Annotated in this window: 14 protein-coding genes; 11 read left to right on the forward strand and 3 right to left on the reverse strand. The window is 38.8% G+C overall.

Translation table 11 applies throughout. The features are described from left to right. Positions 1 to 222 precede the first annotated feature (222 nt). From LC454_RS20510 to LC454_RS20525, 4 genes are all read left to right on the forward strand, one after another. A complete protein-coding gene (locus LC454_RS20510) occupies positions 223 to 3,465 on the forward strand; it encodes a SusC/RagA family TonB-linked outer membrane protein (RefSeq protein WP_223584275.1) in 3,243 nt (1,080 codons plus the stop codon). Positions 3,466 to 3,476: 11 nt separating this feature from the next. Then, the gene (locus LC454_RS20515) at positions 3,477 to 5,213 is read left to right on the forward strand and encodes a RagB/SusD family nutrient uptake outer membrane protein (protein WP_223584276.1); all 1,737 of its coding nucleotides are present in this window, start codon (positions 3,477 to 3,479) and stop codon (positions 5,211 to 5,213) included. 129 nt (positions 5,214 to 5,342) lie between these two features. After that, entirely contained in the window at positions 5,343 to 6,950 is a 1,608-nt protein-coding gene (locus tag LC454_RS20520) for a beta-N-acetylhexosaminidase (RefSeq protein ID WP_223584277.1), read from the forward strand. A gap of 86 nt (positions 6,951 to 7,036) precedes the next feature. Then, complete coding sequence (locus tag LC454_RS20525; protein WP_223584278.1) at positions 7,037 to 8,542, forward strand: alpha-L-fucosidase; 1,506 nt, start codon at positions 7,037 to 7,039, stop codon at positions 8,540 to 8,542. A 70-nt stretch (positions 8,543 to 8,612) separates the two neighbouring features. On the opposite strand, the gene LC454_RS20530 is transcribed toward LC454_RS20525, so the two are convergent. Both LC454_RS20530 and LC454_RS20535 read right to left on the reverse strand, forming a co-directional pair. Further along, the gene (locus tag LC454_RS20530) at positions 8,613 to 9,257 is read right to left on the reverse strand and encodes an HAD family hydrolase (protein ID WP_223584279.1); all 645 of its coding nucleotides are present in this window, start codon (positions 9,255 to 9,257) and stop codon (positions 8,613 to 8,615) included. 240 nt (positions 9,258 to 9,497) lie between these two features. Then, the gene (locus tag LC454_RS20535) at positions 9,498 to 10,997 is read right to left on the reverse strand and encodes a DNA/RNA non-specific endonuclease (protein ID WP_223584280.1); all 1,500 of its coding nucleotides are present in this window, start codon (positions 10,995 to 10,997) and stop codon (positions 9,498 to 9,500) included. Positions 10,998 to 11,423: 426 nt separating this feature from the next. Here LC454_RS20535 and LC454_RS20540 point away from each other — a divergent pair, with 426 nt between their 5' ends. The 3 genes from LC454_RS20540 to LC454_RS20550 all read left to right on the forward strand — a co-directional run bounded on the left by LC454_RS20540 (position 11,424) and on the right by LC454_RS20550 (position 15,108). Continuing rightward, a complete protein-coding gene (locus LC454_RS20540; protein WP_223584281.1) occupies positions 11,424 to 12,128 on the forward strand; it encodes a hypothetical protein in 705 nt (234 codons plus the stop codon). 5 nt (positions 12,129 to 12,133) lie between these two features. Beyond that, positions 12,134 to 14,122 (forward strand): DUF4836 family protein, encoded by a 1,989-nt coding sequence (locus LC454_RS20545; RefSeq protein ID WP_223584282.1) that lies wholly within the window; start codon positions 12,134 to 12,136, stop codon positions 14,120 to 14,122. Between the two features lie 185 nt (positions 14,123 to 14,307). Then, the gene (locus LC454_RS20550; protein ID WP_223584283.1) at positions 14,308 to 15,108 is read left to right on the forward strand and encodes a tyrosine-protein phosphatase; all 801 of its coding nucleotides are present in this window, start codon (positions 14,308 to 14,310) and stop codon (positions 15,106 to 15,108) included. A 154-nt stretch (positions 15,109 to 15,262) separates the two neighbouring features. Here the strand turns inward: LC454_RS20550 and LC454_RS20555 are convergent, their stop codons facing one another. After that, positions 15,263 to 16,798: an IS1182 family transposase gene (locus LC454_RS20555; RefSeq protein ID WP_223584284.1), complete on the reverse strand. Its 1,536-nt coding sequence runs from the start codon at positions 16,796 to 16,798 to the stop codon at positions 15,263 to 15,265. Between the two features lie 282 nt (positions 16,799 to 17,080). Between LC454_RS20555 and LC454_RS20560 the strand changes: the two genes are divergently transcribed. From LC454_RS20560 to LC454_RS20575, 4 genes are all read left to right on the forward strand, one after another. After that, complete coding sequence (locus LC454_RS20560) at positions 17,081 to 18,673, forward strand: DUF3843 family protein (RefSeq protein ID WP_223584285.1); 1,593 nt, start codon at positions 17,081 to 17,083, stop codon at positions 18,671 to 18,673. A 287-nt stretch (positions 18,674 to 18,960) separates the two neighbouring features. Next, the gene (locus LC454_RS20565) at positions 18,961 to 19,515 is read left to right on the forward strand and encodes an RNA polymerase sigma factor (protein ID WP_223584286.1); all 555 of its coding nucleotides are present in this window, start codon (positions 18,961 to 18,963) and stop codon (positions 19,513 to 19,515) included. Positions 19,516 to 19,571: 56 nt separating this feature from the next. Then, complete coding sequence (locus LC454_RS20570) at positions 19,572 to 20,528, forward strand: FecR family protein (protein ID WP_223584287.1); 957 nt, start codon at positions 19,572 to 19,574, stop codon at positions 20,526 to 20,528. Positions 20,529 to 20,531: 3 nt separating this feature from the next. Then, entirely contained in the window at positions 20,532 to 23,867 is a 3,336-nt protein-coding gene (locus LC454_RS20575; protein ID WP_223584288.1) for a SusC/RagA family TonB-linked outer membrane protein, read from the forward strand. Positions 23,868 to 23,879 lie beyond the last annotated feature (12 nt).

The following is a 23,879-nucleotide window of genomic DNA, read 5'->3' on the forward strand; positions in this document are numbered from 1 at the left end:
ACAGTAAAATGAAAATAAATTTATTTTGTGTAATTTATTTTTCAATTGACATGTTATTTATTTCTTTATTATCCTGTTTGTAGGATGTACACTACAACGTTTTCGAGAATAGCGCAAACGATTGTGTGGCTTTGGTCTTGGGTAATAACTTAATAATTTCTTTACAATTGCATTAGATATAAGACCAAATTACCAACACTAACAAACCTTAGAAAACATAATATGAATAGATCTCACTACGGAAACCAATTTAGAAAAACGAGATTATATTGCCATCTCGCTTTCTTGACGCCGATGGTCGCATTTTCATTAATGGGCACTACGCAGGCTAAAAATTCCCATCTATCAACAATAAAAAATGGCACTTCAATGTCTGTTTTTCAGCAGAAAATCAATGGTACAGTTGTTGATGAAAATGGAAAACCTATCGCGGGGGTGACGGTCTCTGAGAAAGGGACTGCACATTCAACATCAACGGATAGTCAAGGGAAATTCTCCTTAGCTGTGTCCTCCTCGAATGCAGTGCTACTTTTTAATTCTGTTGGTTATGTTTCTAAAGAGGCAGCTGCGAATCAATCATCCCAGATGACCCTCGCCAAATCGGAAGATATGCTGGACGAGGTTGTTGTGGTGGGATACGGTTCACAAAAGAAAACAAATCTGACGAGTGCAGTTTCACAGGTTGACACAAAGATCTTGCAGAATAGACCAGCGCCAACAGTTGCTAATTTGCTACAGGGTGCTGCTCCAGGATTGGTAGTCACCCGACAATCTGGAAGACCTGGCGATCAAGGACTGAATATACAGATTCGTGGGGCTTCATCAGCCAATGGAAGTGTATCTCCACTGTATGTTATTGATGGTGTGATTAGTTCTGAAGGAACTTTTACTGCGCTGAATCCCAATGATATCGAGAATATAAGTGTCCTCAAAGATGGGGGGGCGACAGCGATTTATGGTGCACAATCAGCGGGTGGTGTTATTCTGATTACAACAAAAAAAGGGCAAAAAGGACCATCTCGTATCTCACTATTGAGTAATATTGCCTGGCAAATGCCTTCAAATATGCCTGATCGCCTTTCCTTGGTGGATGAGATGAAGTATATGAATTTAGGAAGGGCTAATGCAGGTCTAGCTCCTGAATATACTGATGAGGATCTTAATTATGCCGTGAATGGACCTGTTTTTGTCGAAGGAGCAAATGGACAATGGCGTACCTACAACCAGCAAAATTTAATAGATCAGGTTGCAAAAAAATCTTACAATCTATATAATCACAACCTACAGATAACCGGTGGTAGTGATAAGGTCACCTATATGGCTTCCTTAGGAAATATGAGTCAGGCGGGTATGTTTAAAGTGGGTGAAGACCACTTTGAACGCTGGAATGCAAGAGCCAATATTTCTGCACAAGTAAACAAATATATTAAGTTGGATGTTGGTTCAGCCTACATTAATCAGGCGACAGATAATCCCCAGGATGGTGGCTATGGTATCGATGGCGGTGGAAACGGTCTTTTACGTCAATTCTATTCCTCACGTATGCGTTTCCCGCTTTATAACGAAGATGGTACTTACTATCGGAGCGGTACTTCGTCAGCTATTGGTTACGCCTTGATGAAAGACGGTGGGTTTAACCGTGACCGTAAAGATATCTACTTTAACAATGTGACGGCAACATTTAACAATTTTATCAAGGGATTGGATGTTAAGTTAATGTATAGTCGTGAGAATACGGCACTCGAAAACAGGAATTTTAGGCGGACAGTAACGTATTATTCGGGTCCTTCTAAATCGACTGCCAGTCAATTGAATAACCCGAATAACTACTCAATAACAAATTATAAAACATTGTCGCAAAATTATCAGGCAATTTTAGACTATAAGTTTAACATTACTGAGGATCATAATTTTCAGATTATGGGCGGTTATCAATTCTATTCTTACGATTATCAGTATGTAGGAGCTTCCACGAAGAACCTTTATGTCAATGACAACCCAAGCTTGAATTTCACATCTGATCCTGTAAATAAATCCAATACTCAGTTTGGTTCGCGGGAGAAAATGCAATCTTATTTTGGTCGATTTAATTATAATTATCAAGAGAAGTATCTGTTTGAAGCTACTGTGCGAAGTGATGAAAGCTCCCGTCTGTCGCCTGGTAACCGTGTAAAAGTATTTCCTTCCTTTTCTGCGGGCTGGAATATGTCTAAGGAAACTTGGTTTGAGGGTATTTCGCATGTTGTCAATGAGTTAAAGCCTCGTGTTTCCTGGGGTAAAGTGGGCTCAAAAGAAGGAATTGGCTACTATGACTATATTGCACAATTACTGACAAATTCGAATATTGTGCTTGGAGACGCAAGACAAACATATCTATACCAGGATTTGCTAACACCATCCAAAGGGCTTTCTTGGGAAACTGTAGAGACGCGTAATTTCGGACTAGATTTTAGTTTTTTAAACCGAAAACTTAAAGGTTCATTTGATTACTATAATAAGCTTAACAATAATATGTTGGTGGCCGTAAGCCTTCCTGGAACACTTGGTATTAAAGTGCCGAAATCCAATGATGGAAAACTTAAAACTTGGGGCTGGGAGTTTAATTTAGGATATAATAATAAAGTGGGGGAAGACTTCTCATATGGCGTTAACTTTAATCTTTCAGATAACCAGAATAAGTTAGTTAAATACGGCGGTGTCAATAATGTAGTTAATCCTGGTGTTAATAAATTAGTTGAAGGGTATGCCTTAAATTCAATTTGGGCGTATCAAGCGGATGGATATTTTCAATCGCAATCCGAATTGGATAATGCACCTAGTTACAAGGAAATTGTTAATAAAGCAGGAGTTCCAGGCTTGGGAGATATAAAATACGTCGATGTCAACGGTGATGGAAAAATAAGTCCGGGAGGTAGTACCTTAGGTGACTCTGGAGATCTTGTTTACCTAGGCGATATTAACCCAAGATACCAATACGGATTTAATATCAATTTAGGCTATAAAGGTTTTGATCTAAGCTTATTTATTCAGGGAATTGCGAAACGCAAATTTAAGCCAAGCAATGAATTAATTCAGCCTCTGTTGGCTTCTTGGTATATGCCAATGTCTTTTCAGACAGATTATTGGACGCCAGAGAATACCAATGCAGCTTTCCCAAGGCCATTTTTGGAAGCGACGCAAAACTTCCAGGAGTCGAGTAAGTGGTTCTTGAACGGGGCCTATGCGCGACTTAAAAATGTGCAGATTGGTTATACGTTGACAAAGGATCAGATGAAGAGATTACCTTTTTCACGCGTCAGATTTTATGCTTCGGGAGAAGACCTATTTACACTTTCAAAAATGGGCGTATTCAAGGGGGTAGTCGATCCAGAAATGAAAACAATAAAAGAAGGTAGTACGACGGAGATTGCTTCTCCATACCCGTTTGCGAGAACTGTATCTTTTGGAATAAACCTTGATTTTTAAAACTGAATAACATGAAAAAGAAATTTATATATATCCTTTTAGCATCCATTGCTTTTAGCTCAGTATCTTCCTGTAAAATAGAAGAGATTCCGGAAACAAATATGAGTGATGCTAATTTTTGGAATAAAGTTGAAGATCTTCGTTTGGCCGCGAACTTTTTTTACTCAACATTGCCAGGCTTAACAACGAAGGATGTAACAACGGATAATTGGTCCACAGATGCTTATCCGAATGATAAAGGAGATGCAATTTCCGATGGATCACGTGCGAAACCTGCAACAAGTGATGATTATAGTTATTACAATATCTATCAGGCCAATAAATTGATTGAGAAATCTGCAGAAGTTTTGGCAAAAGGTGGAGATGTGACCCAGGTCAATTGGTATGTCGGTGAGGCCCGATTCTTTAGAGCCTGGTACTATTTTGAGATGTTGAAGCGTTTTGGAGGGGTTCCTTTAATTACTAAAACAATGAATGCCGATGATCCAGACGCTTTTCTACCGCGTGCAACGCGTGAGGAGATCTTAGCGCTAATCCTTGATGATTTGGATTTTGCAATCAGTAGTTTACGAACTGCAGATGAAATAAATTCAGCAAAGGAATATGGACGTATTTCAAAAACAGCTGCTTTGGCTTTTAAATCGCGGGTTGCTTTGTTTGAAGGAACACGAGAAAAGTTTCATAAATATGGGGACTATAGAAAATATTTGACTTTAGCTAAAGAGGCCGCTGAGGCCGTGATGAGCTCAGGACAACATGCTCTATTTACACAGCCGCAGACTGGAGCCAAGGGGCAAGTTGAAAATAAAGCTTATTTTAATCTATTTCAGGAAGCAGGTGATGGAAGAGCCAATAAAGAAAATATTATTACAAAAGTATATGGTATCAATCAGGCCAACAGTATTGTCTCTACACCTGTTCAGCGATATTATGAAGGGAACACTATTGTACCTACACAAAATTTTGTAGATAGCTACCTGATGGCGGATGGTCTTCCTAAGGATAAATCTCCATTATATCAGGAGCCGGATCAAAATATGACGCATGCGCAATACTTTGATAAAAAAGATCCGCGGATGACATTTACACTCTTTAAAAGAGGAGATGAATATATTTCAGGGGGACCCTATACTATTCCAAATCCAACCAGACAACGCAGTGGATTCGGTATCCGGAAATATGCGAATGAACCATTTTGGGCAAGACAAGCTTCATACATAGATAAACCTATTTTAAGGTTTGCCGAAGTATTGTTGAATTATGCTGAAGCCGTTTATGAGTTGAATGAATCCATAGACGATGAAGATTTGGATAAAACGATTAATCTGTTAAGAAGCAGGTTACCACAGGTAAATATTGGTACTGTACAGAACCCTAATTTCGTTGCTATGACTAAAATTTCGAATGCCTTTGTGAGTGGAAATGGCCTGAATATGCGGGAAGAAATTAGAAGAGAAAGACGTGTAGAGTTAGCTTTCGAGGGATTTGCGTATTGGGACTTACTCCGTTGGAAAACAGCAGAAGTAGAAATGCCAAAGACATTATTTGGAAGTTATTTATTTGCAGAATATTTGACTGATAAAGATCAAAAATGGGACAAAACTAAGCTCAATCTGAATAATAAAAATTATATTATTTTACAGGAAGCTTCATTAAGAAGATTTGATCCGGCCAAAGATTACCTGTGGCCAATTCCAACTTCAGAGATAGCTAAAAATCCTAAAATTACACAGAATCCCAATTGGTAATGAGAATCAGGAAGATATCTTAGGGTATCTTCCTTTTTTTGTTTTCCGCAGATGATTAAATTTGACAAACAGTATTTACGATGGCGATATGTTGGAATATTGTTTTGAAACTTACTAAACCAAATTTTGATGAACTTAAATAGCATCTTTCTTTTCTGCTTCTCTTTTTTTGTTATGCAACATGTTCAGGGACAAGTTGACATTATTCCAAAGCCATTGTATGCGAAAGTCTCTGATAAACAGATTCTTGTAAAGAACACATTCCTTGTTTTTGCTGATCCGGCATTCGGGACAGGAAGACAGTACTTTCAAAGACTTGTATTGGCAAAATATGGCCTGACCAGTTATGTTACAGATCAGCGAGATGCTGCGAATATCTGTTTGATAAGAGATGATGAATTGGATGAAGAGGCTTACAAGCTATCAATTACGGGGGCATCTATAAAAATTTATGCTTCTGCTCAGGCGGGCATTCTCAACGCTATATCGAGTGTTGACCAACTGTTTTCAGTTGCGGAGCACAAAGATAATCAGATTCGATTAAACACAATAGAGATCGAAGACAAACCTCAATTTGCCTGGCGAGGGTTTATGCTAGATGAATCGCGCCATTTTTTTGGTAAGGAGAAAGTGAAATCTTTACTGGATTGGATGGCTTTTTACAAGTTGAATAAATTCCATTGGCATTTGACAGATGAACCGGCTTGGCGTTTAAGTATACAAAAATACCCTTGGTTAACTCAAGTTGGGGGGATAGGCAATTATCTCGATCCTTACGCTCCCGTACAGTATTATAGTCAAGCTGATATCAGTGAGATCATCACCTATGCTGCTGAGCGAAATATTGAGGTCATTCCTGAAATTGATATGCCGGGACATGCTACAGCCGCAAACCGGGCTTATCCTTTTCTCTCTGGTGGGGGGAACGAAAAACATCCCGATTTTACTTTTCATCCTGCTAAAAATACAACATATACATTTTTGACTGATGTTTTGCGTGAAGTGAAAACACTGTTTCCCTCTGTCTATATTCATTTAGGAGGAGATGAGGTCGCTTTCGGTAGTGATGCCTGGGATAATGATGCCAAAGTTCAGGAATTGAAAAAGACAGTAGGTCTAAAGTCCAACAAAGAAGTGGAAGAGTATTTTATTCGTCGTATGGCTGATTCTGTGGCTGGGATAAACGGAAAGATTATTGTTTGGGATGAAATGGTGGATGCGAAGCTGGCTAAGGATCAGACGGTCATGATGTGGTGGCGTCATGATAAACCAGAACAGCTAAACAAGATTTTGGATAAGGGCTATCAGGTTATCCTAACGCCTAGGTTGCCCATGTATTTTGACTTTGTACAACAAGAGAATCATAAGTACGGTCGCAAATGGGGGAAAGGCTTCAATCCTTTGCAGGATGTGTACAATTTCGCTGGAAATCAATTGGATAGTTTGGGGAAAAGAAAAAAACAGGTCTTGGGTATTCAAGCTAATCTTTGGACTGAGACGGTGACCAATGTCAATCGTTTAGATTATCTTGTGTTCCCTAGAATAGCCGCATTAGCGGAGGCAGCATGGGTAACTGGAATAGGGCGTGATTTTGATGAATTTACAAAAAAGTTAAAAAAGCATTTGCCCTTATACCGCGATCAGGGACTTTATTATTTTGATCCATTTAAGGACAGTAATCCAGAGCCTGCGGTTATCAAGAAATCGCAAAAACAATATATAGATAATCCAAAGTAATAATCGGATGGACAACATATATCGGGTCAATAAACACAGATTTATTTGTCGTTGGGAGTAATCATTTTCAAAGAAATAATGATAAGATGAAATATAATAAATTAATCACAACATTGATTCTCGGCAGTATATTGCTGGGGATAAAAACTACTTCGGCACAATGGACAGGTCCTCGCAAGAAAGTCGAAAACAAAGTAGAGGTGAAATATGGCCCTTTGACGCCTGCACATCGGACAGATGAGGCGATGGAACGGTTCCGAAACTATGGATTAGGACAATTTATCCATTGGGGTTTGTATGCAATTCCTGGTAATGAATGGGAAGGGGTCAGTGCTCGAAAAGGAGCCGCGGCATCCGAATGGATACGTACCTGGAGTGGGCCAACAGCACCGAAGGATTGGAAGAATACTTATGATAATCTCTACAGAAAGTTCAATCCTACAGGTTTTGACGCAAAAAGCTGGGCTAAACAGGCAAAAGAAATGGGGGCAAAGTATCTTATTTTTACCACAAAGCATCATGATGGATTTGCCCTTTGGCCTTCTAAGTATACAGACTATACCGTCAAGAAAAGCCTTTATAAAAAAGATATCGTCAAGCAGGTCGTAGACGCTTATACAGCGGAAGGAATAGATGTATTTTTGTATTTTTCAATTCTAGAATGGAATAATTCAAACTATATGGGGAAAGCTCCCTCTACTCCTGAAGAAAAGGCTAAATTCAATAAGTTTTTGGAATACACGCGTAATCAGTTGCTAGAACTTCTGGAAAACTACCCGCAAATAAAAGGTTTTTGGTTTGATGGTACTTGGGATCAATCTTGGATCCAAGCGTACGATTTTACGTATAAATTAGAAAAAGAGCTGCGTGAAAAGCATCCCGGATTGATTATCGGAAGCCGATTTAGAAATGATGAATTTGAAAAGCGGCATTTTGACTCCAACGGCGAGATGCTAGGTGACTATGAACAAGGTTGGGAACGAAAAATGCCGAAGGAGTTTGAATGGTTGGAAGGACGTGACTGGGATTGTGTCATGACGATTCCACCGAATGGTTGGGGCTATATGAAAGACTGGTCTGGGATTTATACCAAGACCTCAGATGATCTCATCGATATGTTGATGAATTGCGTTTCCATGAATGGCAATTTCGTGCTAAACTTTGGCCCTGACGGGAATGGTCATATGCATCCTGGAGAGGATAAGCTCGCCAAGGAGATCGGAGACTGGATCAAGATAAATGGTGAAGCGGTATATGGTGTCAGACATGCTGGTCTTGCTCCATCCAAATTGGGTTACTTTACAAAAAAAGAAGATAACCTTTACCTTACGGTCTTTAATCGTCCAGTCAATAATATTGTTCGTATCGCTGTTCCTAAGGGTGCCGCTGAAGTTCCGGTTACTGCTACTATACTCCAAAATGGACAATCTTTAGAATTACGCCATACGGATATTGGTCTAGACTTAGACAAAAATACATATTACGATATTCGGCTTCCCAATTCGTTTAACTCAAATAAAGCTTTTGTGATCAAGATGAAATTAGGAAAACCAAAGTCGCAAAGTGAAAAGCTGATGGATGCTAAAATGTAGCTAACTACAATATTTTAATTCCAAAAAGCTGAACTTAAACCATTGTTGGAATAAAGTTCAGCTTTTTCTTTTATACAATATTCAGTAGTTCCTGTGGAACGTGAATAATATGCTTTGCACCGTGTTGCCTCAATTCGTTTTCATCGCGAAAACCCCAGGTAACACCAATAGCTGTCACCCCCGCGTTATTGGCTGTGTCCATATCAACAGAGGAATCGCCAACATAATAACAGTTTTCTTTTGCTATTCCTAATGTCTGGAGCGTATCCCAGACAATCTCTGGATCGGGTTTGGCCGGATGTCCTGTGCGGTGACCAAGGATCAGATCAAAAGAGATCGTAGGAAAATATTTTTCCATTAACGGGATAACCGCCTCATGATATTTATTGGATGCTACAGAGATGAGATATCCTGAAGATTTAAGCGTCTGTAATAAGGAGATAATTCCAGAATAGGGTCGTGTATGAGATATTGTCTGCTCTTCGTAGTAGGTCTTAAATGCCGTTAGCAGTGTTGTTATTATTTCAGTGGTTCGTGCATGTTCGGGAAGGGCCCGTTCGATTAGTTTCTGTACACCATTACCTACAAATTTCTTGTAGGCCGGTAACTGATGTATAGGATAACCAAATCGCTGAAGGATCACGTTGCAACTGTCTCCAAGATCTTGTAATGTATCCAATAATGTTCCATCTAGATCGAATATTATAAGCTTCATGGGTTAAATCTAATAAAAAACAATGAAGGATTGAGCGTTCATTTTAGGGGTGAAATGGTGTTTTTTACAAGAATGTCAAGTTTTTTGACGCATCGCGGCTATACCTGTAAATAAAAAGACAAGGCGCAATTCAGCGTGCCTTGTCTTTTTACTGTGGAGATCTTGGTATTTTTAAGGCTTATCAAGCTTTAAGCTACTGTCTTAATTGGAATAAAATAATCCGATTAAGCCGAAGATGAATTATTTCCAGATACTGGTATTGATACTTTCTTTTTTCCTGTTATCTAAATCGGGAAAAAATGTAAATCCTGTTACTTTTTCCAGTTCACTCACTGTTAGTTTATAATTGTCAAAAGTACTTTTGGCAGGTGGAGTAACATTATCAATCTTATAGGCTATTGTGTAATATTCGCTTCCTTTCTTCATGGCTAACGCTTTGAAATAGTATTTTGGTTTTGCGATATCTTTTTTGTCGTTGTCTTGCGCGAAGTCCAGCAGATTATCGGTATCAGTTGTGGGCATTGCTCCCGTTACAACATACATGGTATCACATTGCGCGGTCCAGGTCCGTACCTTTGTTTCCAGGTTTGCCCAAAGACCTTGATTGAGACGGGATGCCTGTGCCGTCATATTGGTAAAATAAAATGTTGTTTTATTGTGGGTAATATTCAGGTTGCGGTCAGCGCTAGGTAGCTGATGACCTCTGTCATAGCCCGTTGGTTGAAACCCTTTAAATAGATTTGGTTGGAATGCTGTTGATATAGAAGGATCATATCCCCAAGCATCTGTACGATTGCCCGAACCTAAAATGCTATTATATAATGGATAAGCTACCCAGTAAGCCATTTTTAGCTTTTTATCATACAACATTGCATAGTTTCTTTGTGTGCTTGCATCAGGAAGAAAGTGCTGTATGAACACTTCATTATCGTTTAAATTGGTCATTTTGGGGATTTCCAGATAGGCTTGTGAATCGCCGATCCCGCCATTTGGTTTACCATTGTCAATTTTGACATCAAAACTGTAACGATTTCCAGCTATTAGGTTTTTCAGATTTTGATGTTGTGGTGTTGTCCAGGTATAACTATCACCATTAGGAGCGATAAATTTAATAGCCTTTCCCGTGATATCCTCTCTGGGAAGGAGAACGAATTCCACGATAGCTGTTTGGTTGGTATTCACCGAAACTTTTCCTTGTATATCTTTCTTTTCAGTAAGGTTAACATTTAGTTTTGCGGCTGAGAGATCAAATCCTCCTTGTGTGTGTACCGAAGGTATACTGACGGCAATCTGATTGGCTTCTAAACCCGCTGTATTGGTAATGGAAAGATGAATCACAATCTTGCTCAATTGTCTTACAAAATTGAGTGGGACAGTATTGTTGGTTTTGTTGATATTTTTTGCATTGCTGGCATACATGAAATCCAATGCTGACTGGTTTGACTGATCACTCAGATCGATTGGATATTGAAAATCAGTAATGGATTTATAAGGATAATATGCAATGAAATCTACCTGTTCATTTGGTAAAAAGATAGGTGACTTGCTTTGAAATAAGGAGCCATTAATCGCGAATACATGATTGTTGACAGTATTCACAATGGATGTTGATTTTAATCGCTGACCTGATTTGATCATATAAACGCCAATTTGGTCGCCTTTGTCCCAAGAGGATCCAGTAGCTTTGGTGTTAATTTGGCCAACAATTGTAGGTGTAAATTGTAATGCAGCTCGCTCCATCCTGGACTCATTTTTTTCACATGAATTAAGGGTAAGCAACGTAATCATAAAATAAACTATTCGCCACATTGTATGTTGTGGAACAGTCCTGGACTTGTAAATCATATTGATCGTTAGTGTTTGTTCGCAAAGAGGGGCAAAAGTACCTAAGAAAAGTTGGATTATCGGGGCATAAACCTGCCTTTTTGTGCAAGCAAATGCTTCGGGAATGCATCTATTTGATTTTTAGATATATTTATTGTGGTTATTGAATAATTTTAGAGGAAGACGGTTGTTTTTAAATAACGATAAATATTAGTGCTAAATATGTTATTGGATATCGCTTTTTTTTAAAATTTTCCTAAAGTGACGAAAATAGCACAATGTTTGCTGTTAATGCCCGAACATATATTGATTTGATAATTTATTAATCGGTACTGAAAAGAAATGAAGATAGTTTTTAGATTAAAAGAACCGTTGAGCAGGTTTTATGTGGTTATATGTGCATTGTTGATGACTTTTACTTTGTCAAGCTGTTTTGACTTTGTTGAACAGATTGACCTTAAACCCAATGGTTCGGGACATATTGCGGCAACATTGAACCTGAGTAAAAGTAAAACGAAGGTATCTTCTTTGATGAAGATGAAAAGTATAAAAGGAATACAGATACCAACGCAGGCTGAGATGGAAAAGGAGATTAAGGCAGCAGTTCAGTTGCTCAAGCAGACAAAGGGTATCTCCAATGTTCAGTATCAAACGGATTTCACAAATTTTATTGTAAATATATCCTGTGACTTTAGTCAGATCGAGTCGTTAAATGCTTTTTCGGATATATTGGCTAATCGGTTTAAGACAAAAATATCAAATTCAAATAGATACTATTATAACGCTCAGACCAACGTTTTTGAACGTAAATTTGTCGCCTCGAGCAACTGGAAGGCTAAATTTAATCAGTTGGGAAGCGACAACACCAATCAGTTTGCTGGTGCTTTTTATACTCAGATTGTGCGTTTTGAAAAAGCGATAGCGGCTCAGGATAATAGCAAAGCAAAAGTTGCAGGCAATAAGAAGGGCGTACTACTAAAATTACCATTTACAGACTTGGTTTATGGAAAGTCTACTTTGGCAAATAAAATCACATTAACAAAATAACCTATATGAAATCAAAAATTTTATTGACTGGACTCGCATGTCTCTCTTTGATGGGGCCTGTGAAGTCACAAGATTTAGTCAAGCTCATTCCTGAAGATGCAGAAATTATCGCTGCGTTTAATGTGAAGGAAATCGTTCAGAAGGCAAATGCAAACAAGTTGAATGAGTTGCTTCAGAAGGCGGGGCTGTTCAAGCAACTTGAAAAATCAGGTGCTTCAGTGGGGAATGATATCAAAAACTTAGGTATTGATTTGTCACAAACGTCTTATTTCTATAACAGAAAGACAGACAGTGTCAGTTTTCTCGAGTTTATATTTCCGTTGTCCAATAAAGTGCAATTTGAAAAATTGCTACATGATGTCGGTGAATCTAAGCCCTTTGCCAATGGATATTCAAGCATCGGGATGAAGGCGGGTAGCGTGTTGGTTTACAACGACCGTGTGGCACGCTTTATTTCGTCGACAATGAGTACAACTTTCTTCGAGAATGATTCCGTTGCTAACCGATATGGAATAAAGAAGGTTGCTTACATGGCACCTGCGGCTGACGCATATTCTCCCGAACTGGATTCCACAACTGCGGTAGTGGATTCGGCAACGGCAGCAGTGGTGGAGTGGGACGAAGATGAAAAGGTACTGGAACCACTGTCTCCTCCGGTGATTGTAGAGAGTGTACCAGATACGGTCGTAGCTCAGGTGGAAGCTGTTGATATTGCTGCCGATGCAGCTGTTGCTGCCGCCGAGGCGGAGGAAATGCATGATCCAAGTTATTACGATTCGCTTTATACAGAATACGAGAATCAAAATAGAAAAAATGATTCTATACGCAATGCGCTTCGTGATAAGTGGTTGCTCGGAGAAGCGACACGTTTGCTGTCTGCTTCCTATAAACCTCTTTCAGTTTCAGATCAGGAAAAAGTTCTCAAAAACTTAGGATTGATCCGTCTATATGTACCGCATATCGAGGAACTCTATCGTGGTCTTATACCTTATAAAACCATTCCTTACCTCTATATGGGGATTAATATGGACAAATTTAAAACCGGATATCAGGACGGAATGCTGGATTTGTTGCAGGATGGAAATGTATTGCGATTAAGAGGCTCTGTGGGATTAGATCGGGATCTTGCTGAAATGTCCAAGCGATTATATGCAAGAAAACCAAATGGAAAATTCAACAAATATCTGACTGATAAAACACTTGGGTTCTTTAACGTTAATATTAATTCAGAAGCCTATTTGAGAGATATGCCTAGTTATACAGCAAAATATTATAGCGGATTACTTGGCCCTCAGCAAGATTTGGTTGAATGGGGATTAATGGCACTTGAAGTTGCATTGGATGAGAAAGCGATTGCTCAAGTAATGCCGGGGGATCATCTATTTGTGGTGAATGGTTTACGCAAGTTCAGAAAGGAATATATTGATTATAGTTATGACGATGATTATAATGCAACAGAGGTAAAGAAGACAAAGGACGAGACACTACCTGTCTTTATCTGGATGTTTACATCAAAAGACCAGCGTTTGTTTAGAAAGGGACTAGATCTTGCTGTAGCTAAAACCTTTGGTAAAATACAGGATGGCATCTACGCATTCTCGTCCAAAAAAGGGCTAGATTTTCCAATGTATGTCCTTCTGAAAGATGATTTGGTGATGGTAAGTAATGATTCTTTGTCTTTACATGATATCCGTCAAAATAAAACGGCTGGCTCTGCAAATAAAGATTTTATTAAGTTGATGAAGCAAAACAAAATGTCTGCTGCGATTGATCTGCAAAAGTTGCCCGCTATGTTAAAAGAGATGGGCGTAAGTCCAGGAAGACAATGGGAGCAAACTGTGTCGCAATTGAATCAATATGGTAGTACAGCAATCACTTCGAAGGGTATTGTGGGCAACCGTATGGAGGCTGAAATATCAACAAAACTGCCACAGACAAAAGAAGGTGCTATCAGCTATATGATTGATCAGATCCTGCAGGAGATCAGTAAATAAGATGGTATTGAACTGAGCGCCAAACAATTTTATAACCCGATTGTTTGATGCAAAGTTTGTAATATTATGGTTATATTTTTATAATGTTAAAATAATATTACGCTATTTTGAACTGATAATGGTATTTTTGTGGTTTATTGTTTACACAATAATACGATAACGAAACGATTTATACTTTATATAATATGGGGATATTTTCAAAACTATTTGGAAACAAAACTCAAGAGTCAAAGATTAAGGTTGTAGGTACACTCTCTTTTTTAGAGGTAGATATGCACAATCATATCCTTCCTGGAATAGACGATGGGAGTCAGTCCATTGAACAATCTATTGATTTGTTGAAAGGCTTGGGAAGAATGGGATTTGAAAAATTTATTTGTACACCACATATTATGGAAGGTGTGCATCCGAATACAATCGGAACAATTGAGGATGCCAAAGATAAATTGGTAAACGGAATAAAACAACTTCCTAACAGTCCTGCGATCTATCATGCTGCTGAACATATGATAGATGATGGCATTGCGAGATTGATTGATACGAACGAGCTTTGTGTTATGCCTGGAGGATATGTGCTTATAGAGATGTCCTATCTGCAGGAGTCCAAAGCTTTATTTCAAACTATTTTAGATATACAAAGACTGGGTTATCAGCCAATATTAGCACACCCGGAACGTTATAATTACTATCACTATAATTTCAATATGTACAAACAGATCAAAGACGCTGGCTGTATGCTACAATTGAACCTTCTTTCTATCAGTAGATATTATGGTGTCGAGGTGAAATCTGCGGCCTTGACAATGATTAAATCGGGTATGTATGATTTTGTAGGAACGGATGTACATCACAGTCGCCACCTTGCAGCATTAGAAGATATCGTTGCAAAATATCCGATTCGCGATTTACTAAAAACATGTAATATTTTAAATGCGACACTTCAGGATCATTTGAAAAGCAATGATAATGTAATTGCTGCAGGATAAAGAAAAAATAAAATTTACGATACAGGGGCCGTATCAAAATAGCTATTTTGATACGGCCCCTTTTTTTCGTTATCGCTATGATCTTTATTGAGTATTTTCTTAAGATGGGTTTTTAGGTTCATAGAACCAAATAGGGGTCGAAAGCGGCCTTTTTTTAGTCTGCCTTTTTTCGGATATTTTGTGCGATAGCCAATAATCCCCATTCTATTGACACTTTTTCTTTCCCACGGAGCATAAACCGGCGGAACCCATGGTTCTGTTTGATATTTCCGAAGACCGATTCCACATCGTGACATCGTTGCTTTCGTTTGGCAATCCCAGGCTCACTGCTGAGCAGCTCCCGCGCTCTGGCTTTTTGTCTGTTGAGGTTTTGGTTTACCTGGATAATCCTGTTGGTTGTACTTTTGTGGCAGGCTCCATTCAATGGACAGCCATCGCAGTTTTTGGCCTGATATTTCCTGAGCTGCTGTTCAAACCCGGTTGATGTTTTTTGTTTAAAAACACCTATACACTTCATCTGCTGACCCATCGGACAGATATAGCAGTCCTGTTCACTGTTATAAAACAATTTGTCGGCAGAAAACGGATTTTTATCCCTGTTGCTTCCTTTTTGCCCTTTATCGAATGATGCGTATTTGATATAAGCTGCTGTTTCTTTGTCCTGCAGAAAAGTATAATTTTCCTCACTCCCATAGCCCGCATCCGCGGTAAGGCTATCCGGATAGCTGTCGTAGCTATGTTCATGCTGGGCCAGATGTACGGGCAATGTGCTGGTATCAGTAGGATTTGAGTGGATGGTAAAGTTGACAATGAACTGATTGGAAGTAGATATCTGTATATTGTAACCCGGCTTGAGCTGGCCATTGTTCATATGGTCATCTTTCATACGCATGAAGGTTGCATCCGTATCAGTCTTGCTGTAACTGTTTCGCTCCCCCAGCACAGCCTCCTGCTCCTGGTACTGCGCTATCTTGCCCGGATAATTCTTGGTGGCATAACGCAATTTCGCCCGCATCTTTTTATTCACCCAGGGATTCCCCTCCAGCACAGCATTCAGTCTGTCCACAGTGGCCTGAACTTTATCCCTGTCAATTTCAGTCAGGTCCGGAGGTTCAGGAAGCTCATCCTCATATTTGGCTACGCTCTGGGCATAATCCCATATTTCTTTTAATGCTGCCCCCATCTTCTGCTTATTGGTCTGGATAGCCTTTTTCCATACAAAAGTATACCGGTTGGCATTCGCTTCGATCTTGGTACCATCGGTATAGATATCTTCTATGCTCAACAACCCTTCATCAGCCAGTAATTTAACGACTTCTTCAAATACACTGCGTAGGGCATCCTTTAAACGGACCCCACGAAATCTGTTGATGGTATTATGATCCGGAAAACTCATCCCGCTCAGCCACATGAAGTTGATATTTTCCCGACAGGCCGTCTCCAGTTTGCGGCTGCTGTAAACATTGCTCACATAGCCATAAACCAGCACTTTCAACAACATCTGTGGATGATAACTAGAACTGCCCTTTATTTTATAGGCATCCAGGAGCCCCTGTATATTGATACGGTTGATAACATCGTTTACGATCCGTACAGGGTGCGACCTGGATACCAGTTCATCCAGTGTTGGAGGAATCGCCATGATCTGGTCCTGGTAGTAGGGCTTAAAAACTGGTACGCGCTTGGCCATAAATGTCTCTGATATTTTATATAAAAATACTGAATATCAAATATTTAAACAATAAATAGAAACCGAAAAATTGAATAAAAGAAAGGGGCTATCTCACATTTTTGAGACAGCCCCTTTTTGTTTCTGTTAGACGATCCTCTATCATCATTGAGCTAATTCATCTACGGCTGTTTTGTCTTTTATTGACCGGAAAGAATATCTAAATTATTTTCGTCTATGCTTGTGTTTTGCAATCGTGGAAATTTCGAAAATTTGGCTACTTTTGGATTTAGCATTTTTCATATGAGAGGAAACAAAATTTTTATTCAAGATTGGATTGCACACCATACTTACCAGAAAGCAAACGATATAGATAGTTATTATTTAAGAGTTGCCAATCAGATCAACGATAGTCTGTCGACGTTGTGGTTTGAAGAGCCGGAGACAAATGACCTCATTAACACTGACGCATTAAAAACATTAAGTATTTATCTCACCTGTTATCTAGAGGATGTTATTGCCAATACAGGGATATTTGCTGCTTTTAGGACCATCCATAAAGAACTATACAGCCAGTTTTTGCCTTTCTACAAGGATAATAATCTAACGGATTACTATCCTGAAGATATCAATAGCGAAGATGTCGCTGTATTGACCTGGTTATTTTTTAGTGAACGGAATCCACATTTGTTTATTGATCCTCAGGGCCGTTTGATACAGTTGATAACGGACCTGGCTTATGCAATTTTGGAGGAACATTATGAAGTGGCCCCTGAAAATCCAAAGTTAAATGCAGAATATTCATTAGATGAAAATGCGAACTATTTTGAGGTCCGTAATTTTATCGAAAAACTTGTCGCAACAAACTATCTGACTGCGGGAGAGTATAACACCAACCTTAACCACTTGATGCAGGTGGCGGAATTGGGAAGATATCAGCATGATCAAACTCAATTGCAACAAATGATTTATCGTGTCCGTGATAATCATTTTAACAATTATAGACTACACTTATTTGCTCTTAAATCTTCCGAATTTGTTGCTGAGGTGGTGGGTAAGGAACATGGTCTATATAACTCGGTAAAAACACTGGGTAATCGCATCCATAGTTTTTTTGACTATGTAAAGACCGATGAACAGTTTGTCCATGTAAAACATATTGGCACAAAAACAGCATTCAAGATTTACAAGGATTCGATTCAGGAATTTGCGGAGCCTACTGCCGTATTATCCTTTTATATGGAAATTGTTCCTTGGAAAGAAGCTTGGAATCTGTCAGGAATTATGACAGTAGTCAATCCGGAAGAAGTGAATTTTGATCTGCCAGAACAATATGAAATGACTTACCGTATTGAAGCGATGAACGGTAAGGACAAGAGCCTGAAAAAAACAGAAAAGCAATTGAAAGATATGGGGAAATTATTCCAGTCTGAACAAAAAGCTGCTGTAGCTTTCATGGAGGGACGAGAAGTAAAAGAGTTTGCAAACGAATTCTTTCAAAGATATCAGCAAAAATATCCTAGCAAGGAGGAATCGCCATTGCCAGAATCGAATTTGGAACTTACAGCGGATGCGAAAGTAACCGTTTTCTTCAATCCAAAGACTGGTCTAGAGGTATTTGGCGGAATAGAAGAGTTTTTCCCGTTGAAACATAATCCTTTTATTGAAAAAGAAGAAAAGGGGACTGAATCAGATGTGCCTTATGCGCGATATTTCTTGAACCTTTTGGTAGAGGATTTTTTCCCTAGCGAATTGCCAAAGTACTATGCTAACTTATTCAAAACGGAGGTAGATAAACAATTCTTCTTCCCATTGGAAGAACCAATACTGGATTTTTTCCTACGTTTCTATAAAAGGGGGAGTTACTTTCTAGGACCATTTCCGCTTATAAAATAAACGCTTTCTATTAAGCACATATAATTTTTTAATCCCATTGGAATCTACAATGGGATTTTTTATTGAATTAGATCCTATTGATATAACTGATCTCTTGCTTTCGCAACATTGTTTTAGTCATCTATACCCAAACTGCCCACTTGTAGATTAATTTAGTGTAAACTTATTGTAGCTAAATTGTTATCTCTATATTAGGTAAGAACATGCTTTGATTTATGATGTAGATTCATTCAAATATTTTGGAAAATTCTACCTAAACTTGTAAGATCAATTATTAGTGGTGAAGGATGCCTATTGAAAACGACAACATTCCAGATTTTAAAAATTTCTTTCTGTCCTATAAAGATAAGGTATATAAATATGCCTTGTTACATCTGAAAGAAGAAGATACTGCCGCCGATTTGGTTCAGGAAGCATTTTCTCGTATTTGGAAAAAGTGGGGAGAATTAGATGGAAATAAGAATCCTCAGTCTTATTTATACACAATTGCTAAGAATCTTGTATTTGACGAATTAAGGAAGCAAAAGGTACGGGTTCAATTTAAACTTGATGGCATTGATGGTTCCAAACAAGTGGACAATTCAAATGAAGAATCCATCCGTTTTAAAGACTTGGAACGCGTCTATCGTGAGGCAATTGAAAAGCTTCCTAAGGCTCGCCTAGAAATATTCCTTTTGAGTAAAGAAGAATTTTTGGATAATCAGGAAATTGCCGACCGCTTGGGCATTTCTGTCAATACAGTCCGCGATCAATTGGTCAAGGGAAACAAGTTTGTACGTCAATATATCCTGGATAATTTTGAGATTTCAACAGCCCTGTTGATCTTCTTAACTATTTTTTAGTGTAGCGTCGTCTTATCGTCTTTTAGATACGTATATGTATTTAAATGATGGCAAAGATGATGGATCCCAAACTAGCTGCACTATACCGAAAATACTTACTGGGGGAATTAACCCCACAGGAAAACACTATATTTTTAGATTTACTGACTTCTTGCGATAAAGATGATTTGCCCGATTTGGAGGAGATAATCGCGTTGGATGATAGTACCTGTGATTTAGATAATTCTATATCAGATGATATTTTTTATGCGATTACGGGGGCTGAATTAAAATCTAAGGTGAGACCTATTTGGAGACGGTCAAGGACGCTAATGGGTATTGCAGCGACGATGTTGCTAGTTGGTTTTGCCTTTTTGTTCTCACTTGTTTTTAATCCGGTACCAAAAGATCTAAGCTTCGTGGCGATTCAATATTATAACCCGACTAAATTTGTCAAACGTGTTGTTTTAGAGGATGGTACGAAAATCTCCTTGCGTCAAGGGGCCCGTGTTGTAGTAATGTCTGATTTTGAGACGGATAGCCTGAGAAAAGTAAAATTGTCGGGTGAGGCTTTTTTTGAGGTTGCTAAGAATCCCCACAAGGCTTTTGTCATAGTCAATTCAGGTGATTTTGATGTACGGGTTTTAGGGACTGCATTCAATCTGACATGTTCTCCCCAACAGACACGTTTGGTTTTAAATCATGGGAAAGTTCAGGTTAAACATGACCAACAACATTCTATTATCCTTCCTGGCCAACAAGTAGATTATGATATGCATCATAAGCAATTCAATGTAATTGCTATTGATACCATGACAGCTTCCAATTGGAAAAGTGACTTTTTATCATTCAATCAAGTCCCACTTTCGCAGATTGTAGGGGACCTCAATAATCTCTATCCAACATATAATTTGGAATTGATTGATTCCTTTCAAACAGAAAGTTTTACAGGTTATCTGCCTGCAAACGATCTGGAAAAATCTTTGAAAATTCTCAATACCGCATTTAATCAAACAATTATCCATAAAAAGTAATTTATGAAAAGAACCAATTACTATTTAAAACTTATGGGAGGAGCATTGCTATTTCAGTCTTTAGCACTTCAAAGCATGGCCGCCCAATTTTCTGCAAGTGAAGGGATAGGAAAAATCCTTACGCGAATGGAACAGAAATTCAATGTTAAATTTGGTTATGATGCGTCAATATCTAATCAGAAGATTAATGAGCGAGCTGACATTGGTCATCTCAAAAAAGATCAGATTGTCCAGTTCATACAGACGATTTCAAATGGAAATCTTGAGGTAAAAAAAATTGATGACAAACTTTATGTTGTTTCTAAACGGATTAATGGCGACGAAAAAGTTGGAGTTGTTATTTCTGTGGACACTCAAAAGGAAATTCATGGTAAAGTTGTAGATCAGGAAACGGGCCAGCCTATTGCTGGTGTTACCATTCGTGTGAAAGGGGGATCCGCAACGGCGACAAGTAATGAAGAAGGTAATTTTAGATTACACGGAACATCAAGTGCTGGAGTCTTACTCATCTCGTATATCGGTTATGAAACAAAGGAAGTCACCGTTGCTGAGGCTGGACTAATTAAATTGTCAAAATCATCAGAGTCTTTGGAGGAAGTGGTTGTAACAGCCTTGGGTATTAAGCGAGAGCAAAAGGCACTCGGTTACGCGACACAGAGTATCAAAGGTGATGATTTAACGCGTGTAAAGGGGGTTGACGTTGGAACAACACTAACTGGGCGTGTCTCGGGGGTTAGGGTTCTGAACAGCACCGAATTTAATAGCACTCCACAGATTCAGGTTAGAGGACTGACACCTATTTTGGTTATTGATGGTGTGGCATATGAAAATCTGACCTTACGTGATGTCCCCGTGGACAATATAGAAGATATGACTGTTCTGAAAGGAGCCACTGCCACAGCCTTATATGGAAGTATGGGAGCCGGAGGAGCAATTATGATCACCACAAAAAAGGGGCTTGCTGAAAAAGGAACCGAAATTGCTGTAAATAGTAACAATATGTTTTTTTCTGGATATTTAGCTCTTCCAGAGGTACAACATGGTTACTCATCAGGTGAAGGCGGGAAATTCAATAATGACGATTATGTTTGGGGAGATAAGTTGGATATCGGGCGTACTGCCAAACAATGGAACCCATTGACAAAACAATTGGAAGATATGGAATTGTTGTCCAGAGGGAAGGACAATTTTAAAAATTTCCTCGAACCGGGTTTTATTTCCAACAATTCTATCAGCTTTACGAATCAGGGTGAACATGGGAGTATTCGCACGTCAATAAACCATATTTATAATAAGGGACAGTATCCTAATCAGAAGTTAAACATGACCAATATGTCTGTTGCTGGACAGACAAAAATAAGCGACCGTGTTGATATCGAAACAAGATTGGCTTATAACCGGCGTTCGGCGACAAGTAACTTCGGAGCTGGATATAATGATCAAGGATATATCTATAATATTCTAGTATGGACTGGTCCAGAATATAATCTGTTAGACTATAAAGACTACTGGCTGATCAAAGATCAATCGCAAAATTGGATGTATAAAGCGTGGTATGATAATCCTTATTTGACAGCATATGAAAAAGTTACTCCCGAATTGGTCAATAAGATTAATGCTGCCCTAACCTTGAACTATAAGGTTTCGGATTGGGGAAAGCTTATGGTACGCTCTGGTTACGATTACTATGGGCAGAAAAGAGAACAACGTAATCCAATGGGCATTTACGGTACACGTGGTGGTTACGCTGGCTTTGATAGTAAGGGCAAGTATTGGACTCAAAATCAAGATGGTTTTAGCACAACAAATGATGCAATCTTTACAGCAAAGAAAAAGATCGGTGACTTTGGCTTTGACGGTTTGTTGGGTGGAGCTATCTTTTATCGACGCGATAATACAATAACTGGCTCGACAGTGAATGGTTTGTCGATTCCTGGATTTTACTCATTGCGCAATTCAATTGATCCTGTATCTGCAGTGGAAAGTAAGACAAAAGAAATGGTGAATAGTGTATATGGTCGTCTATCTTTGTCATGGAGAAATGCTGTTTTTGTTGAGGCAACTGGGCGTAACGATTGGTCGTCGGCATTATCTAAAGCACATCGTTCGTATTTTTATCCTTCCCTTTCTAGTAGTGTAGTTGTGAGTGATCTCCTCGCGTCGAAACCAACTTGGCTGGATATGTTTAAGGTACGTGGTTCTTGGGCAATAACGAAAACCGTACCCTCCCCCTATGAAATTAACCAGGCCTTTTCTATTAGTAACAATGTATGGGATGGATTACCAACAGCCTCTTATCCCAATTCGATTAAAGACTATTCGATATCGCCAACACAGCGTGATTTGACGGAATTTGGTTTTGATTTTGCTGTACTGAAGAATCGTTTTTACGGTAATTACACTCGTTATTTTCGGCTATTGCACAATGTTACAACATATGCAACGATATCAGGATCATCGGGTTACACATCACGATTGATTAATACGCAAGAGGAAAAAATGACGAAAGGTCATGAGATCACTTTAGGAACTGCCGCTATAAAAAAAGAGAATTTTCAATGGGATATTATCCTAAATATGTCTCAAAATTTAGAGTACTTCCATAAACTAGATCCTACTTATTCCGCTGATGCCCTATATGTGAAAGAAGGCGCTCGTACCGATTATATTACCGTTAAGGACTGGGAACGATCTCCCGATGGACAAATTGTGAACAATGCCTCCGGGATGCCTATATCTGCAAAGTATGCGGCTCAGTTATTTGGTTATACAGCACCTAAATGGTTTGGAGGATTGACAAATCAATTTCGTTATAAAGATTTCTCCCTGTCTTTGAGCCTTGATGGGCGGATTAAGGGAATGTCTTATTCGGGGATGAATGCGCGTTTATGGCAGACTGGTGCACACCCAGATTCGGATAATTCGTATCGGTACGAAGAAGTTGTCAATGGAAATCGAACTTTCGTTGCTCCCGGTGTAAAAATTGTTTCTGGTGCGGTTACTTATGATAAGTATGGACAAATTGCCGAAGATACACGAGTTTTTGCGCCTAATGATAAAGTTGTTTCTTATGAAACTTACTGGAAGTCTGGGTATTCTGGTCGACAAAATTATTGGGATGAAACATTTATTAAACTTCGAGAATTATCACTTAACTATCGTGTGCCTGAGCGGATCGCATCGAAATTTAAAGCGAAACGTGCTAGTGTAGGTGTTACAGGACAGAATCTTTTACTATGGACAAAGGAGTATCGTTTTTCGGACCCTGATGTTGGATCGGAGGATTTAAACTCACCGTCAATGCGTTACATAGGCTTTAATCTAAATGTTACTTTCTAATGATTACCGAAA

The sequence above is a fragment of the Sphingobacterium sp. GVS05A genome, from assembly GCF_019969845.1.
Classification (GTDB): Bacteria; Bacteroidota; Bacteroidia; order Sphingobacteriales; family Sphingobacteriaceae; genus Sphingobacterium.